Origin of the sequence: Sporofaciens musculi (genome assembly GCF_009830285.1) — a bacterium.
GTDB classification, from domain to species: Bacteria; Bacillota; Clostridia; order Lachnospirales; family Lachnospiraceae; genus Sporofaciens; species Sporofaciens musculi.
Map to the genome: position 1 here is coordinate 4443034 of NZ_WUQX01000001.1, position 15912 is coordinate 4458945.

A 15912-nucleotide genomic window follows, 5' to 3' on the forward strand; every position below is an offset into this window, starting at 1 on the left:
CGAAAGGCAAGCCTGCAAAACCTGCAGGAAGCCTCCGGTTACGGCAGCTTTGTTAATTTCACTTGATTATTTCTAACATATTTGCAATATCCTCAGTTGCCATTGTTACTTTTGACTTTTCTATTAGGATGTTTCCCCCTGTCATTATGTATGACGGCATTACTCGGATACCCTTATAATAGATTTCGTTCTTCCGCAATTTATAGGTGGAAACAGCGGGAATAACATTTTTCTTTGTTGACTTTTTCGCAATCATGTTAAAGGCTTTCTTTGCAACATCACCCATAAGCATAATAACCTTTATATTGGGGAACAAAGAAAGTTCTGCTTCTAAATAAGGCAAACTGTTTTCAATACTTCTTCTATCAATAGCATAGTCTGTCTTAGGAGTTTTGACGGCATTTGTGATATAGATACCCTTTTGCAATATATCTTGTATGGAAGTTACCTCTGTACCCGCCCCTTGCAAAAGGGGAATAGTTGTTTTCAGATAATCAGCATCAGGGATTCCATAAAAATCCTGTAAGGGGTCAGAGGGGACAACTTCATTTATCATAATTGCCTTAATCGAAAGTAGATCAATGTCAATATTATTAAGATATATACCGTTTGCTTTCCCTACTTTTGTTTCAAGTTCCTTTTTTATATTCATATCTTTATTCTCCTTTATGATGAGCTCTTGCGGCTTCATGTTTTGTTATCAATGTTTGACGGATAGATTTAGGCTGAATTATTGTTACTTTGTTTCCGAATGACATGAGAAAATCGTATAGCCAATTATTTTCCGGCAAGGTAAGCTTAACAGTATATCCCTTTTCGTGTTTTGTAATCGCTGTATCGTCCAGGGTATCAAATAACCTGTACCCAACATCTAAAGTAAATTCCAATTCTAAATCTATTAAATCTCCAATTTCCTCCGGCATTGGAAAAACGGAATGATATTGGTCTATATCTGCCTTTCTTTCAAAACGTACTTCGGTTAAAATTAGGTTTTTTATTCTTGAAAAACGAAACAATCTGTTTTCATTTCGTAACAGACAAAAGGCATACAAATACCACGCCTTATCCTTGTAAACTAATTTGTACGGATATACATTTCGTTTGCCGCTTTCCCCAGTAGCATTGTAGTAATCAAAGGTGATTTCACGATTTTCAAATATAGCTTGTTTTAGCTGCCTAAACATTCTATTCTCGATCTTTGCAGCACTTCCCCAACGTGAAAAATCTACATCAAGCCAATCTATTAAGCCAATTTGAAAAATTGCTCTAAGTTTATTCAAGCTGGTATCTACCTCTGGATATTGAACGGCTGACAGGCTTTGTAAGCTGGATAATATCTCTAACTTTTCACTATCTGAAAAAAAGGTTTTACCAAGGACATAATCATCAAGAAACTGTATACCGCCCTTTCTTCCCGTTGTAACATAGATAGGAATACCCGCACTACTTATAGCGTCTACATCACGATAAATTGTACGGACGGATACCTCAAATTTCTCTGCTAATTCGGGAGCAGTAGCATGTCCTTTATTTAATAAATAATACAAAATTCTAAACAGTCTGCTTTCCTGCAATTCATCACCTCCACAGCTTGATTATATTGTAATAACCTTGACAACGTCATGTCAAGGTTATTACACTTACTGTAATTTAGTAGAAAATTCAGTTTGAAATCCAGCTCCTATGCCCGTAAAGCAAGGAAAAAGCCGGTGACAATGACAAAGGCTCTGATTTGAGCAGAGAGAACGTCTACCGTGTAAATCTGGGAATACGAAAAAGACTTTTACTGAATTATTTGGAGCTGTACCCAAACGCCCACCTGCGGGCGGAATTGTAGATATAAACTATGACTTTACCGCATTGGATTTGATACTGCCCCATCCTGTCTATGCATGGATGGCATGGATATGTGTATTGAACCCTTCTGAACAGACCTTTGAGGAACTGAAACCATATATCCAAGAAGCCTATGAGTATGCAAAGAAGAAATTTAAGAAACGCAGGAAGTAATCCCAAAGCCGTTACATAACATTGGGAATCTGAGCAGGAGAAAACGCTCATTGGAAGTGCATAAAAAACACCTAAAATCATTGCCTTTCCAGAAGTAAAAGTAACATCTTTTTCATGATAACCCTGTTCATGTAATTGTGCTTTTATTTTTTCAAAATTTTCGCTATGCTTATCCATTAGAATTTCCCTCCTCAAATATTAACTTATCATTTTTTGTATACCCATTTCCCCCAAAAAATAAGTGCCCACAAATCATTCATTCCTGATTTCTCCTTTCATGGGCATGTCAAATTTAGAATAGAAATCATGCCCTAATAAAGGGTAATTTATTTTTATTTAAATGTCAATTATTTCATACTTTTTAGCCCAAAAATATGGCTCGCCGCCTTTCTTTGCCGTTATTATTATTTAACAGATACGAGTATAACATATTTCTGGCATTTTTACGAATAAAGATTTTTAAAACACCAGTAGCTATCTTATGAATTTTTATCATTCTGATGAACCGTGTTGACTTAATTGCAATTTTAGGTAATCTTTTAGATAATGCCCTTGAAGCAATAAGAAATGAAGATGATAGATTACGCGCTGTTGTCACATTATCTTTTGAAGCAGTAAAGGCATAATCAATCTATCGAAATGCAGACTGTTCATGTTGGCGGTCTGTTTTTTTATGGACAAAGCGGAAGAAATGCCGCTTTTGCAGTATACTATGGCTGTAACAGAAACTTACACACAAAAGGAAATGGAGATTAGCTTATCATTTGTCGTAAGGAGGATATAGCACCATGAAGAATACCAAACGCTGCCCTAAATGCAATTCACAAAATATTGTCCGTGTTCCCAATAACCAAAAACGTCATGCCAGCGGGAACAATATTTATACTTCGACCTTTACATTGATGAAAAAAATCCCGGTTATACGCTATGTCTGCTGCGATTGCGGATATGTGGAGAATTGGGTGGAAACGCAAAGAGAACGTGACGAGATTAAGCGCACATTTGGATAATGAAAGCAATTTGGTGATATGTCAAGAGGAAAATGAAAAGATTTACTGCATGTGCAAGATGTAAAAAATCTCCAAAGGCAATTAAAATTCTAATTTCTTCTTGACTTTTTAATATTATTAGCACTCACCTATTGACTTTGCTAACAATATATGTTATATAATATATATAGCAAATAAAACAATAAATAATTTTCATACCTTATGGGACATAATAAACCATAAGACATTTTTCAAGGAGGAATGATTTATGTTATTAGCAAACAGAGGTTTCAACAATTTATTCGACGATATGTTCAGCGACCCGTTTTTCAGCCGCTCTTACGACCACACATCTGCTCAGATTATGAAGACAGATATTCACGAGAAGGATGGGAACTATCTGGTAGAGATGGAGCTTCCAGGATATGCCAAGGAAGATATCAAGGCCGACCTAAAAGACGGATACCTTACCATCTCTGCCCACAAGAATATGACAAAGGAGGAGAAGGACGCCAAGGGTAATTGTGTACACAAGGAAAGATACACTGGCACCTGCAACAGAAGCTTTTACGTTGGAGACGCTTTGACACAGGATGATATCAAAGCTGCATTTAAGGAGGGCGTTCTTCATCTTTCATTCCCGAAGGAGGTTCAGAAGCAGGAAGAACTGCCAAGATTGATTACGATTGAATAAGAACTGAGTAACATTTTGGGAACATCATAGAAGACAATGTAAGGGGAGAACCTATATGGTATCTCCCCTTACATTTTACCTGATTATATTACAATCTGCTACTTAAAAAACTTAATCTTGCCAATCAGGGGCAGTTCCTTCCTGTCGCCCTTACATGCAGCCACAATTCCCATCACCATCAGGATAAAGAACACAAGCCCCAGGATATCGAAGATCCAGGAAAACATCCCTCCGCCAAAGTGTATAATCGAATGTAAGCCCCACACCCAATCACCCTCCAGCAAGTCCACCAGTGAGGATAATAAGAAAAGCACCAAGCCCTGATTCACATGATGCTTGACATACTGAGACTGCTTATCACCTGCAAGAAGGGGGATCAATACCAGGATTCCAAGGTAAGACAGAACACCCATAACTTTGTTCCTGCGAACTTCATTCTGGTCAAAATAATCCACTGATCCACACCCATACTGCTGGTAGCCTGCCTGTTGATACCCATACTGCTGATATCCTCCTGAACCATTCCCCTGCTGATCATTCTGACCGTAGCTTTGCCGGCTGGTCTGCCCATAGCCTTGCTGACCATATGTATATTCCTGTCCGCCGTTCTGTCCATAGCCTTGCTGACCATATGTATATTCCTGACTGCTGTTCTGTCCATAGCCCGTATCACTTCCACTTGCCTGGCTGCCGCCCGTATAACCGCCTGATACATTTGGTATCTGGGCGCCGCAGTATGGACATGACATGATTCCGTCATCCACCTTCGCACCACATTTCACACAATAAGCCATCTTTTTTGCCCCTTCCTCTCTTAGAATAATTCTATTGTATTCCCCACACGCTCAATGTGCAATCCCTTTCTGAAATATTTAGAAAATATGTTAAGAAAATACCACTGTCTCAATCGTCCAGTCCCAAAATTTCTGCCAACACCTCCACAATAATCTCGTTGGTACAGGATTTCACATATCCTAACATATGCAGGGAAATTTCATCCTGCTTCTGTGCCTCTGTAAGCCCATCATCCCTTTTGGTCTTTTCAATCAACTGGATTAGCTGAGGCGTCAGTTCCTCATAAGTCTCAATGGTCGTCTGTGTGACCATCCTTCTCAAATCATCTTTTCTGGTCGGCACCATGGATGTTCCTCCTTTTGCTAATTAAAACCTGCTTAAATATCCGGCGTTCTTCTATATCACCCAAGATTACGCACCTTGAAATCCCTCTGGGCCTCTCTTTGCTGGTCTTTTTTGGCAATATCCTGCCGCTTGTCATACAGCTTCTTACCCTTTGCCATCCCAACCTCGATTTTAACAAGGCTGCCTTTGAAATATACTTTAAGGGGCACAATCGCCACACCCTTCTCCTTCGTCTTTCCAAGCAGCTTGTTAATCTCCGACTTGTGGAGAAGCAGCTTTCTAACCCGCAGGGGGTCCTTATTGAAAATATTTCCCTTCTCGTAAGGGCTGATATGCATACCATAGATATAGACCTCGCCATTCTCCACACGGATAAATGACTCCTTAATACTGCATTTACCCATCCGCAGGGATTTTACCTCTGTTCCGTGGAGAGCAATCCCCGCCTCATAGGTATCCAGTATAAAATAATCATGGTATGCCTTCTTATTATTGGCGATCATCTTCCCGTTTGTCTTTGCCATATACATGACCTCCTCATATTAAAAATGCTTATTACTCAGCTATTACATCCACAATCTCAAAATCTATTGTCCTAAGCATCCGGTTGGCATCAAGGACGCGTACCCGTACCTTCTGCCCCAGCTTATATGCCTTACCAGTATGCTCCCCTGCCATCTCATACCGGTCCTCATAGTAATCGTAATGGTCGTCCGTCATATTTGTCACATGCACCATACCTTCCACCGTATTGGGCAACTCCACATACATCCCCCATTTGGTCATACCAGAGATTACACCCTCAAATTCTTCTCCGATGTACTGCCTCATATATTCTACCTTCTTAAGCTTCACCGTCTCACGCTCAGCCTCCTCTGCCCTTCTCTCCATTTCACTGGAATGTTTCGTTACCTCCGGCAGAAGCTTCTGATAATGGGCAAGCTTCTCCTCATTCATTCTCCCCCTTAAGTTGTCCTTAATAATCCTGTGAATCTGAAGGTCGGGATATCTTCGGATGGGTGAAGTAAAATGCGTATAATAATTCGCTGCCAGTCCAAAATGCCCGATATTCTCCGGCATATACCGCGCCTGCTTCATTGAACGCAGCGCCAAACGGCAGATTAACGCCTCCTCAGGCGTATCCTCCACCTTGGCTAGAAGCTTCTGAATCTCCTTGGGACGGATTTCATTTACACCGATATGCATGGAATATCCGAAATTATTGATAAATGTTGCAAGGGTTCTGATCTTCTCCTCATCCGGCGGCTCGTGGGTACGGTAAACAAAGGGCAGCTCTTGCCAGTAATAATCCTCTGCCACAGTTTCATTTGCCAGAAGCATAAAATCTTCTATCAGCTTCGTGGCCACATTACGCTCATAGGGCCGAAGCTCAAGAGGCTTCCCCTCCTCGTCAAGCACCATCTTTGTCTCTGGAAAATCAAAATCAATGGATCCGCGCTTGATTCTTCGTTCCCGCAAAATCAGGGACAGCTCCTCCATCCTCTGGAATAAAGGTACGAACTCATGATAACGTTCAAGCTCTGTCTCATCTTTATCCTCCAGAATCATTTTGACGCTTGTATAAGTCATGCGCGCATCCACATGAATCACCGTCTCTGCAATCTCATGGGAGATTACAAGCCCCTTTGGGTTTACAGTCATGATACAGCTAAGCGCCAGCCTGTCCTCCCCTGCATTCAGGGAACAGATTCCATTGGAGAGCTTGTGGGGAAGCATAGGAATCACACGGTCTGCCAGATAAACACTGGTTCCACGTTCCCTGGCCTCCCTGTCGAGAGCGCTGTTCTCCTGGACATAGTTGGACACATCTGCAATATGAACGCCCAAAAGGTAATTCTCCCCTTCTCTCGTAAGGGAAACGGCATCATCCAGGTCTTTTGCATCCTCTCCGTCAATGGTTACCATCTGCCATTCCCGCAGGTCTTTGCGCCCAGCCATATCGGCAGGACTCACCTCCTTGGCCACCCTCTCTGCCTGGGAAAGAAGCTTCTCAGAAAATTCCACTGGAAGGTCATAGCCTTTGACAATGGACATAATATCTGTGCCTGGGTCGTTAATATGTCCGATGATCTCTGTTACCCTACCCTCTGGATTGCGCCCCGCCTCCCCGTAGGAGGTGAGCTCAACCACAACCTTGTGTCCGCTGACAGCTCCCTTGGCCTTGTCAGCGGGCACGAAAATATCATAAGGAAATCGCTGATTATCCGGCAGGACAAACCCATAGCTTAGATGTTCTTTTTTCTGGAACAAGCCCACCACCTTGGTAAGCCCTCTGGCAGTAATCCGCACAATCCTGCCTTCCCTGCTTCTCCTTTGTCCCTGGTTCTCCTTCGTAATCACGAACTCTACCTGGTCTTTGTCAAAGGCGCCGTTCACGTCCTCCTCACTGATATAGACATCTGGATTGCCGTCCTCCATCACCACAAACCCGAAACCTCTTAAGCTGGCGCGAAATGTCCCTTTCAAATGCTTTGCCTCGCCTTTACAGTATTTTCCCCGCTTTGATAAATATATTTTTCCATCTTCTTCCAGAGCTTTTAGCACCTCTCTCAACTCGTCCCGCTGTTCCTTGGAAACCTGCAAAAGCATGGCAAGCTCTTTAAACTTCATAGGCACATACAGGCTGTCGCAAATTAGTTCATAGACCACCTTTTTTTTCTTTTCAAATGACTTGTCCATCTCTTGCAGCTCCTCCTCACTCTTAATATATATCTTCTATTATCCCCATATATACAAATAGACACTCCCATACAGGAGTGTCCCACTGTTCTCATAAAAATATGCCGCTTATGCAAATACTTTTAAATTCAACACTGCTGCCAGTACAATAAACAGGATCGCAAGGAACTTCGTGGACTTCACCAGCGCGCCCTCCATGGAACGTCCCTTGTTCTGTCCCCAGTAAGTATCCGCCATACCGCTGATCGTTCCAAGTCCCGCAGACTTACCCTCCTGCATCAGAACAATCGCTGTCAGTGCAATACAGTCTATTGCAAATATTATCATTAATATTATCTTTAGAATCTCCACCTTCTACACCTCCTACGGCTAAACCTTTTTTATTCTACCATAAGATGTCTAAAATAGCAAGAAGGGATTCCGATATTCTGCCACGTCCCCTAACCTTTCCTCAATCCGAAGAAGCTGATTATACTTCTCCACCCGTTCGGAACGACAAGGTGCTCCGGTCTTAATCTGTCCAGAATTAAAAGCCACGGCAATATCCGCAATCATAGAGTCCGCCGTCTCACCAGACCGGTGGGAAACAATGGTCCGATATCCGGCATTTTTCGCAGTCTCGATAGCATTAAACGCCTCGGTCAGAGTCCCAATCTGGTTGACCTTTACCAGAATCGCATTTGCCGCCTCCTGCTTAATCCCCTTCTTAAGCCTTTTTTCATTGGTGACAAAAAGGTCGTCTCCCACAAGCTGTATATTACTCCCCAGACGTGTGGTCAGCAATTCCCATCCCTCCCAGTCTTCCTCATCTAACGGGTCCTCAATAGACGCTATGGGGAATTCCTGGGCCAGCTCCTCATAGTATTCAATCAATTCTTCTGTCGAGCGTGTCACCTGATGTCCATGCATCTTACTTTCGCCCTCGAAAATATATTTCTTCACATTATTGTCATACAATTCTGTAGCCGCCACGTCCAACGCAAGCACAATATCCTCCCGCGGCCTGTAGCCTGCTGCCTGGGTCGCTTCTATAATAAAACGAATTGCCTCTCTGGCATCCGGAAGATCAGGCGCAAAGCCCCCCTCGTCCCCGACTCCAGTACTGTACCCGTGTTTCTTAAGCAGCTTCTTAAGCGCATGGTAGATTTCCGCGCACATCCTAAGTCCTTCCTTGAAACAGCACGCCCCTACCGGCATAATCATAAACTCCTGCACGTCAATGGTATTGTCCGCGTGTTTCCCACCGTTCATGATATTCATCATGGGCACCGGCAGGCGTTTTGCATTGACTCCGCCAAGGTACGAATAGAGCGGAAGCTTAAGGGCTGCCGCCGCCGCCCGCGCTGCCGCCATGGATACGCCAAGCATTGCATTTGCCCCAAGATTTGATTTATTCTCCGTACCGTCTAACTTAAGCATAATCTGGTCAAGCAAAGGCTGGTCTAATACATTTACCCCAATGACCGCAGGCGCAATCCTTGCATTCACATGGTCTGCCGCCAACTCTACTCCAAGACCACCAAAGCGTTCCTCTTTGTCTCGCAGCTCTAATGCCTCATACTGTCCGGTAGACGCGCCAGATGGGACGCTTGCCCTCCCCAAATATTTTTCGGCGGCCAGCACTTCTACTTCTATAGTCGGATTCCCACGGGAATCTAGGATTTCTCTTGCGTATACATCCGTAATTGGTAAATACTTATGCATCTCATTTCCTCCTGGTATAGTATTGCCTTCCTCCTATATTATGCGCCGCTTTTTTGATTCTAATGCAGATTCAATAATTCCATTGACTTTTCTGTATGTCAGCGTTACAATCGGGTGAGATATAAAAAGAATTTTTTGTCGAGGTTTATCATGAAATCACAATTTAAGAACTTTATCTATCTGACTCTAAGTACACTGGTAATGGCGGTTGGCATCTATTTTTTTAAATTCTCCAACAATTTTACCTTTGGAGGGATCACAGGTCTTGCCGTATTAGTCGCCAAGTCTGGCTCTATTTCCGCGGGAGATTTTTCTTTTGTGGCAAATATGGTCCTGCTGGTCATCGGCTTCTTTGTTCTCGGAAAGAAATTTGCGGCAAAGACCGCATACAGCAGTATCCTTCTGTCAGTCGCTTTATCGGGCCTTGAGCGCATCTGTCCCATGAGCCAGCCCTTGACCAATCAGCCCCTCTTAGAGCTGATATTCGCCATTGCGCTGCCCTCCATCGGCTCTGCCGTTCTGTTTAATATCGGGGCGTCCAGCGGCGGAACAGACGTGGTCGCCATGATTATGAAGAAATACACCAGCTTCAACATCGGAAATGCCCTGCTGGTCACAGACCTTTTTATCACGGTTGCCGGCTTCTTCGTATTCGATATCCAGACAGGATTGTATTCCTTCCTGGGTCTGGCGCTGCGCTCCTTCATGATTGACGGATTTATCGAAAGTTTGAACCTTTCAAAGTATTTTAATGTGGTCTGCAAAAATCCGCAGCCTATTTGCAACTTCATCAAAGACGAGATGCACAGAAGCGCAACCATCGTCCAGGCAAAGGGCGCGTTCAGCGGCGAGGACAAATACATTATCTTCACCGTAATGAACCGCATGGAGGCAGTCCGCCTCCGAAACTACATAAAAGAACACTCGCCGGATGCATTCCTGCTGATTTCCAATACTAGCGAAATCATTGGCAAGGGTTTCCATTCTATCTAAAACCAGAAGCCTTTGGCCGCCACTCTACTTGTAGTTTAGACAAAAACACACTATTCTACTGACGTTCGATTGCATGAAAGCTGATTTTAGGTTAAAATTTATTTGTACGGATGTGTTTGAGATTGATAAGAAAAAATTCGGCGCGTTTGTGGCAAAACTGCGCAAAGAGAAGGGCTTCACACACAAAGAACTTGCCGGAAGATTATTCATATCGGATAAAGCCGCCAGCAAATGGGGCATATCGTAATGCAAGCATAAAAATACAAGATACGGCAGAATCCAATTCACAGGAAATACCGTATCTTGCATTTTTTAATTCTAAAATCCTCTAGCCTACCATCAAGCCTTCCGCCTTAATCACAGCAACCACCTGCTCAACATATTTCTCACACAGCTCGTCTGTGGCCGCCTCTACCATCACTCGGATGACAGGCTCGGTTCCACTCTCCCTAACCAAAATCCGGCCGTCATCTCCCAAAGCTTTTGCAACCTCGTCAACCGCCTTCGTAACCTCAGGATTCTCTCTTGCTGTCTTCTTATCAGCCACACGAACATTCTTCAATAACTGAGGATAAATCTTAACAGGCTCAGCCAGCTTCCCAAGCGTCAGCTTCTTCTCAAGTATTACCTCCATCACCATAAGAGACGTAAGAATTCCATCTCCCGTAGTGGCATGCTTGCTGAAAATAATGTGTCCTGACTGTTCTCCGCCAAGAGAGAAATTATTGCGAGCCATATTCTCATACACATACTTGTCTCCCACAGCCGTTTTTTCATACTTAAGCCCCGCCTTGTCGCAAGCTTTATAAAGCCCTAAGTTAGACATAATAGTGGTTACAATGGTATTTCCGTTTAAGTGACCGCACTCCTTCATATATTTCCCGCAAATATAGAGAATCAAATCGCCGTCCACCACATTCCCGTTCTCGTCTACGGCAATACACCTGTCAGCGTCGCCGTCGTAGGCAAAACCAACGTCCAGCTTCTTCTCCTTCACATACTGCTGCAAAATCTCGATATGGGTGGAGCCGCAATTCTTATTAATATTCGTTCCGTCCGGCTCACAGTTAATCACATAAGTCTTAGCGCCCAGAGCGTCATACACGCTCTTTGCAATGGCAAAGGCGCTTCCGTTAGAGCAGTCAAGCCCAACCCTCATATCCTTAAAGGAACGGGTCGCCAGGGAAATCAGATAACCGATATAACGGTTTCTTCCTGCCGCATAGTCCACCGTAAGCCCGATATCCTCCCTCTTGGCAAGAGGAAGCTCATCCGTCTCCCCGTCGATGTAAGCCTCAATCTTCTCCTCGACTTCTGCCTCAATCTTATGCCCTTTCCCGCTGATAATCTTAATACCGTTGTCATAGAACGGATTGTGGCTTGCGGAAATCATAATGCCGCAGTCAAAATCATCCGTCCTGGTCACATAGGAAACGCTGGGCGTGGTGGTTACATGGAGAAGGTATGCGTTCGCCCCTGAAGCAGTAATTCCTGCTGCCAGCGCATACTCAAACATATAGCTGCTTCGTCTCGTATCCTTGCCGATTACCACCTTGGCCTTGTGGTCCTGTCCATAGTACCAGCCAAGAAAACGCCCTACCTTAAACGCATGCTCTACTGTCAAAACCTTATTAGCCTCGCCGCGGAAGCCGTCTGTTCCAAAATATTTACCCATAGTTATTAACTCCTTCATATCATTTGCCTGATTTACCGTTTTTTTTGCACAATTATCGCAAAATACTTTACTATTATATAAGGTTTGGGTGAAATATACAACTGCTAATTTAAATAAATAATTGAAGTTAAATGTGCATAATCTGCATATAATTATAATAAGATAACTTATATACTGCCACTATTTGTATGCGTGTAATTTCTATACGTATTGATTATATGCATATCATGTGTTATGATAAGAAGGAGGAAATACGATGCCTATCAATCTTCCCAAAGGTACAGAAAATAGCATCAAAAAACAGGCGGGGCTTAAATAATATCGCATTTTTTCAAATACAGGAGGTATAACCCATGTTATCAATATATCCGGCATGTTTCTTCAAAGAAGATAACGGTTATTCTGTCATTTTCCCTGATTTGGATTTGGCTACCTATGGCGAAACCATAAACGAAGCCATGTCCATGGCTATCGACTGTCTTGCAGGACGTCTCCACTGGCTTTTACAAGACGGCGAGCCGATTCCCAAACCATCCTCCATGAATTCTATCGACTTAGCAGCCGTTTCAACAGATTTGGGAATTGAACCTTTAGAGGCTTTCGTCAATCTGGTTTCGGTTGATGTGAAAGCATATGCAAAAAAGCATTTTGAAAAATCTGTCAGAAAAACCCTTACGATTCCGGCATGGCTCAATAATGCGGCACTGGAGATGGATATTAACTTTTCACAGGTATTACAAGAAGCTTTGCTTGCTAAAGTACAGGCTCGTTAATTTTTGCCATATATCCAATCAACACGAAAGGGACAGTCAATACCGACTGCCCCTCCGTCCTAATAAATTGGTACATCCTAATGATGGAACAGCCGAAGCCCCGTAAACGCCATCGCCATCCCATATTTATTACAAGTCTCAATCACATTGTCATCCCGCACAGACCCTCCTGGCTGAGCGATATACATAACGCCGCTTCTATGAGCGCGCTCAATATTATCTCCAAAGGGGAAGAAGGCATCCGAGCCAAGGGAAACCTCTGTAAGCTTGTCTAACCACTCCCGCTTAGCCTCTCTGGTGAATACCGCAGGCTTCTCCTTGAAAATCTCCTGCCATGCGCCGTCTGCGAGCACATCCATGTAATCCTCCCCAATATACAAATCAATGGCATTATCCCTGTCCGCCCGACGGATAGAATCCACAAAGGGGAGTCCCATAACCTGTGGAGACTGCCTCAGCCACCAGTTGTCCGCCTTCTGTCCCGCAAGGCGTGTACAATGAATTCTGGACTGCTGCCCCGCACCGATTCCGATTGCCTGACCATCCTTTACAAAACAGACAGAGTTAGACTGGGTATATTTCAGAGTAATCATGGAAATCGCCAAATCCCTTTTAGCCTCTTCCGTCAGCTCTTTGTTGTCGGTCACGATATTGGCAAAGAAATCGTCGTCAATCTTAAGCTCATTCCTTCCCTGCTCAAAGGTAATGCCAAACACATCCTTATGCTCTAAAGACTCCGGTACATAATCTGGGTCAATCTGGATTACATTATAGTTCCCGTTCTTCTTTGCCTTAAGAATCTCAAGAGCCTCGGCCTCGTACCCAGGGGCAATCACACCGTCTGACACCTCTCTCTTAATCAACTTCGCCGTATCTGCGTCGCACACATCCGAAAGAGAAATAAAATCCCCGAAAGAGGACATCCGGTCAGCGCCTCTGGCCCTTGCATAAGCACAGGCAAGGGGTGAAAGCTCTCCTAAATCGTCCACCCAATAAATCTTGGCAAGGGTATCTGTAAGAGGAAGCCCTACCGCCGCCCCTGCCGGAGATACATGCTTAAAGGACGTAGCCGCCGGAAGTCCTGTGGCCTGCTTTAACTCCTTCACCAACTGCCAGCCATTGAAGGCATCCAGGAAATTAATATACCCTGGCTTGCCGTTCAATACCTGGATGGGAAGGTCTCTGCCATCTGCCATATAGATTTTCGATGGTTTCTGATTCGGGTTGCAGCCGTATTTTAATTCCAATTCTCTCATCTGTCTCATCCTCCTACTGGTTCTTATTCACAATCCTTGTCTTATATTTCCCCGTGGCAATATCAATATACCGCACAAACAATGAAACCTTGTTCTCATCGTTCAGGCTGTCCCACAGCATATCCGTAAACGCGTCCATATCATCCAATACCCCAATCAGCTTTGGCTCGCCCTCAAAGCTTGGAAGCGGGTCGCCGTCACACTGGTACGTGTGAATAAAATGTCCTTCCCCCGCCGCCGGATTCTCATAGGCAAACGTATAGCGGTTACAGCTTTCGGGACTTCCGTGATTGCTTTTCAAAATCGACATGGCATAATTATAATTTCCGTTCTCGATGTGCATAATCCCTGATATCCTGGGCGTATAATTAGGCCCGTCCGGCTCGAATTCACGGCATCTAAGAGATTGCTCAAAAGTCATCTGGCTGTCCATTCCCTCGTAAATGGTATCAGTCTGATCTCCATTCGTCACAATGGTCTTATTCCCAAGCACCCGCACCGGCGCGTAGATTACCAGGCTTGGGTCCGTAAGCTTAGCAGGATCAAACGCCTGGGTACGGATTCCCTCTCCGTCCTCCACAAAGATACGGTTCCGGCTGTTCACGCTTCTCCCCATAATAAAATAAGCGGTAACCGCGCTTTTCCCGTCTGGACTCTTTCCAATAATAATACCGCGTCCAGGATATGAATTGCCTTTAAGTTCCTTGTCGATTGATAACATTTTCATACAAAATCTCCTTTTTCGATGATTTTTGACTTGTTAATCTATTATATATAAAATACTTCTCTTTTTCCAGTAGTATTTTCTATTGAATCCATGTTTTTAGAATGATACAATGTAAGTAAAAAACAGGGGGACAAGTTTCATGCGAAAACGTACATTTCTTATCTCCTGCGTATTTGCTTTTGCCTTGCTCACAGGCTGCAGCGACAATAAGGCAGACGAATATGTAGGAGGACAGATTACTTCCATCAAGGAAAATGGCTCTGACAGCTTTGCCACCATACTGGATGAAGGGATTGCAGAGAGCAACGATTCTTATGTCCTGCAGTTTCCGGAAGAACTGCGGGAGCCTTATCTGGAATTCATGAAGGATTCCTTCAGCTCAATTACCTTTGAGGTATCAAAGGCAAAGAAGATGAATGACGGAACTTTTTCCGTCCAGGTTACCTACACTCCGATTAACATTAAGAACACCGTGGAGGCCGCCAACATAGAACAGATTGCTCTCTTAGAAACCACAGAGCTTACTGGCGCAGTTACCTCCATCCTTGAGGAGGATACCAAGCTGATTAAGAATTCTCCCTCCCGCGAAGATGAAACCATCACTACACTGAACGTATATCAGGACGGGGATTCATATAAGATTTCCACGGAAAGCCTTGAGAACCTGTTTGAACAATCTCTATACGGAGTCATGGAGCCCTACAATCAGGTCTGCGATATCCTGGACTGCTACGACTTTGTAAAGGCTTACTTAGACGCTTCCTTCAAGGGTGAAGTTTCCCGTTTTGCCCTGCATACTGACCGCACCGAGGAGGAGGCCCTTGCGTGGTACGAGGCCGACGTCTTCGACCCGCCTGCGGACTTAAGCGAAGCCTATGTTTCCAGATACCAGGAAGCCTTAAAAACCATGATGAAGCAATGCCAATATACGGTTGGTATCCCCAAGAAGGAAACCGGAGTATACAGCTACACGGTTGAAATCAAGACCACGCCCAACACCAGCTTAGAAAGCGCATATACAGAATTCGAGGGTGGTACTTACTATTCGATTGATGAAGTTTCCTCCGGACTGGTAGCAGCTATGGAGAAATATGCGGCTGCTCCTACCTTTGGCGAGGAGACCTCCATGACGATCTCCTTTAACGCTTCTTCTATGTTAAGCGCAGGAGACGCGAATTCAGAACTGGCAACACTGGCCACCACCATATTCGTAATACCGTAGCATAAACTTATCAGGCTGCCAGGAAACAC

19 protein-coding genes are annotated in these 15912 nt (G+C 44.0%); 8 read left to right on the forward strand and 11 right to left on the reverse strand.

What is annotated here, in order from left to right; genetic code table 11:
* Window positions 1-58: 58 nt before the first annotated feature.
* Entirely contained in the window at window positions 59-652 is a 594-nt protein-coding gene (locus GN277_RS22505; RefSeq protein ID WP_159754014.1) for a uracil-DNA glycosylase family protein, read from the reverse strand.
* A gap of 4 nt (window positions 653-656) precedes the next feature.
* Window positions 657-1574 (reverse strand): helix-turn-helix transcriptional regulator, encoded by a 918-nt coding sequence (locus tag GN277_RS22510; protein ID WP_159754017.1) that lies wholly within the window; start codon window positions 1572-1574, stop codon window positions 657-659.
* Between the two features lie 256 nt (window positions 1575-1830).
* On the opposite strand from GN277_RS22510, the gene GN277_RS31830 reads away from it, so the two are divergent.
* The 4 genes from GN277_RS31830 (at window position 1831) to GN277_RS22530 (ending at window position 3693) form a co-directional block, all read left to right on the forward strand.
* A complete protein-coding gene (locus GN277_RS31830; protein ID WP_330587508.1) occupies window positions 1831-2010 on the forward strand; it encodes a DUF6194 family protein in 180 nt (59 codons plus the stop codon).
* Window positions 2011-2510: 500 nt separating this feature from the next.
* Window positions 2511-2636: a GHKL domain-containing protein gene (locus GN277_RS22520; RefSeq protein ID WP_159754020.1), complete on the forward strand. Its 126-nt coding sequence runs from the start codon at window positions 2511-2513 to the stop codon at window positions 2634-2636.
* 162 nt (window positions 2637-2798) lie between these two features.
* Entirely contained in the window at window positions 2799-3020 is a 222-nt protein-coding gene (locus GN277_RS22525) for a hypothetical protein (protein ID WP_159754023.1), read from the forward strand.
* A gap of 247 nt (window positions 3021-3267) precedes the next feature.
* A complete protein-coding gene (locus GN277_RS22530) occupies window positions 3268-3693 on the forward strand; it encodes an Hsp20/alpha crystallin family protein (RefSeq protein WP_159754026.1) in 426 nt (141 codons plus the stop codon).
* A gap of 98 nt (window positions 3694-3791) precedes the next feature.
* Here GN277_RS22530 and GN277_RS22535 read toward each other — a convergent pair whose 3' ends face one another.
* The 6 genes from GN277_RS22535 to eno all read right to left on the reverse strand — a co-directional run bounded on the left by GN277_RS22535 (window position 3792) and on the right by eno (window position 9237).
* A complete protein-coding gene (locus GN277_RS22535) occupies window positions 3792-4487 on the reverse strand; it encodes a zinc-ribbon domain-containing protein (RefSeq protein WP_159754029.1) in 696 nt (231 codons plus the stop codon).
* A gap of 109 nt (window positions 4488-4596) precedes the next feature.
* Window positions 4597-4833, reverse strand: a complete 237-nt coding sequence (locus tag GN277_RS22540) for a hypothetical protein (protein WP_159754032.1) — start codon at window positions 4831-4833, stop codon at window positions 4597-4599.
* A gap of 56 nt (window positions 4834-4889) precedes the next feature.
* On the reverse strand, window positions 4890-5357 hold the full coding sequence (gene smpB, locus GN277_RS22545) for an SsrA-binding protein SmpB (protein WP_159754035.1): 468 nt from the start codon (window positions 5355-5357) through the stop codon (window positions 4890-4892).
* A gap of 31 nt (window positions 5358-5388) precedes the next feature.
* Window positions 5389-7533 (reverse strand): ribonuclease R, encoded by a 2145-nt coding sequence (gene rnr / locus GN277_RS22550; protein ID WP_159754038.1) that lies wholly within the window; start codon window positions 7531-7533, stop codon window positions 5389-5391.
* Window positions 7534-7641: 108 nt separating this feature from the next.
* Window positions 7642-7884, reverse strand: a complete 243-nt coding sequence (gene secG / locus GN277_RS22555; RefSeq protein WP_159754041.1) for a preprotein translocase subunit SecG — start codon at window positions 7882-7884, stop codon at window positions 7642-7644.
* A 48-nt stretch (window positions 7885-7932) separates the two neighbouring features.
* Window positions 7933-9237, reverse strand: a complete 1305-nt coding sequence (gene eno, locus GN277_RS22560; RefSeq protein ID WP_159754044.1) for a phosphopyruvate hydratase — start codon at window positions 9235-9237, stop codon at window positions 7933-7935.
* Between the two features lie 150 nt (window positions 9238-9387).
* On the opposite strand from eno, the gene GN277_RS22565 reads away from it, so the two are divergent.
* Together GN277_RS22565 and GN277_RS22570 are read left to right on the forward strand one after the other, a co-directional pair.
* On the forward strand, window positions 9388-10230 hold the full coding sequence (locus tag GN277_RS22565) for a YitT family protein (RefSeq protein ID WP_159754047.1): 843 nt from the start codon (window positions 9388-9390) through the stop codon (window positions 10228-10230).
* A gap of 73 nt (window positions 10231-10303) precedes the next feature.
* Window positions 10304-10477, forward strand: coding sequence for a helix-turn-helix domain-containing protein (locus GN277_RS22570; RefSeq protein WP_244324845.1), 174 nt, complete (start codon window positions 10304-10306; stop codon window positions 10475-10477).
* 81 nt (window positions 10478-10558) lie between these two features.
* Here GN277_RS22570 and glmM read toward each other — a convergent pair whose 3' ends face one another.
* A complete protein-coding gene (gene glmM, locus GN277_RS22575; RefSeq protein WP_159754050.1) occupies window positions 10559-11905 on the reverse strand; it encodes a phosphoglucosamine mutase in 1347 nt (448 codons plus the stop codon).
* A gap of 353 nt (window positions 11906-12258) precedes the next feature.
* On the opposite strand from glmM, the gene GN277_RS22580 reads away from it, so the two are divergent.
* Window positions 12259-12678, forward strand: coding sequence for a type II toxin-antitoxin system HicB family antitoxin (locus GN277_RS22580; protein ID WP_159754052.1), 420 nt, complete (start codon window positions 12259-12261; stop codon window positions 12676-12678).
* Between the two features lie 77 nt (window positions 12679-12755).
* Here the strand turns inward: GN277_RS22580 and GN277_RS22585 are convergent, their stop codons facing one another.
* Window positions 12756-13934: a phosphoribosylaminoimidazolecarboxamide formyltransferase gene (locus GN277_RS22585; RefSeq protein ID WP_159754055.1), complete on the reverse strand. Its 1179-nt coding sequence runs from the start codon at window positions 13932-13934 to the stop codon at window positions 12756-12758.
* Window positions 13935-13947: 13 nt separating this feature from the next.
* Complete coding sequence (locus GN277_RS22590; protein ID WP_159754058.1) at window positions 13948-14661, reverse strand: IMP cyclohydrolase; 714 nt, start codon at window positions 14659-14661, stop codon at window positions 13948-13950.
* Between the two features lie 139 nt (window positions 14662-14800).
* Here GN277_RS22590 and GN277_RS22595 point away from each other — a divergent pair, with 139 nt between their 5' ends.
* Window positions 14801-15883 carry a hypothetical protein gene (locus tag GN277_RS22595; RefSeq protein WP_159754061.1) on the forward strand — a complete coding sequence of 361 codons (1083 nt, stop codon included), beginning with the start codon at window positions 14801-14803 and terminating at the stop codon, window positions 15881-15883.
* The last annotated feature ends 29 nt before the right edge of the window (window positions 15884-15912 follow it).

Bases quoted from the DNA above. Each gene is read 5' to 3' on its own strand.
- GN277_RS22590 (WP_159754058.1), bottom strand. From the start codon at position 14,661: ATGAAAATGTTATCAATCGACAAGGAACTTAAAGGCAATTCATATCCT.
- eno (WP_159754044.1), bottom strand. From the start codon at position 9,237: ATGCATAAGTATTTACCAATTACGGATGTATACGCAAGAGAAATCCTA.
- GN277_RS22565 (WP_159754047.1), top strand. From the start codon at position 9,388: ATGAAATCACAATTTAAGAACTTTATCTATCTGACTCTAAGTACACTG.
- GN277_RS22595 (WP_159754061.1), top strand. From the start codon at position 14,801: ATGCGAAAACGTACATTTCTTATCTCCTGCGTATTTGCTTTTGCCTTG.
- GN277_RS22505 (WP_159754014.1), bottom strand. From the start codon at position 652: ATGAATATAAAAAAGGAACTTGAAACAAAAGTAGGGAAAGCAAACGGT.
- GN277_RS22525 (WP_159754023.1), top strand. From the start codon at position 2,799: ATGAAGAATACCAAACGCTGCCCTAAATGCAATTCACAAAATATTGTC.
- GN277_RS22535 (WP_159754029.1), bottom strand. From the start codon at position 4,487: ATGGCTTATTGTGTGAAATGTGGTGCGAAGGTGGATGACGGAATCATG.
- smpB (WP_159754035.1), bottom strand. From the start codon at position 5,357: ATGGCAAAGACAAACGGGAAGATGATCGCCAATAATAAGAAGGCATAC.
- GN277_RS22530 (WP_159754026.1), top strand. From the start codon at position 3,268: ATGTTATTAGCAAACAGAGGTTTCAACAATTTATTCGACGATATGTTC.
- glmM (WP_159754050.1), bottom strand. From the start codon at position 11,905: ATGGGTAAATATTTTGGAACAGACGGCTTCCGCGGCGAGGCTAATAAG.
- GN277_RS22520 (WP_159754020.1), top strand. From the start codon at position 2,511: ATGAACCGTGTTGACTTAATTGCAATTTTAGGTAATCTTTTAGATAAT.
- GN277_RS22580 (WP_159754052.1), top strand. From the start codon at position 12,259: ATGTTATCAATATATCCGGCATGTTTCTTCAAAGAAGATAACGGTTAT.
- GN277_RS22570 (WP_244324845.1), top strand. From the start codon at position 10,304: ATGAAAGCTGATTTTAGGTTAAAATTTATTTGTACGGATGTGTTTGAG.
- GN277_RS22585 (WP_159754055.1), bottom strand. From the start codon at position 13,934: ATGAGAGAATTGGAATTAAAATACGGCTGCAACCCGAATCAGAAACCA.
- rnr (WP_159754038.1), bottom strand. From the start codon at position 7,533: ATGGACAAGTCATTTGAAAAGAAAAAAAAGGTGGTCTATGAACTAATT.
- GN277_RS22540 (WP_159754032.1), bottom strand. From the start codon at position 4,833: ATGGTGCCGACCAGAAAAGATGATTTGAGAAGGATGGTCACACAGACG.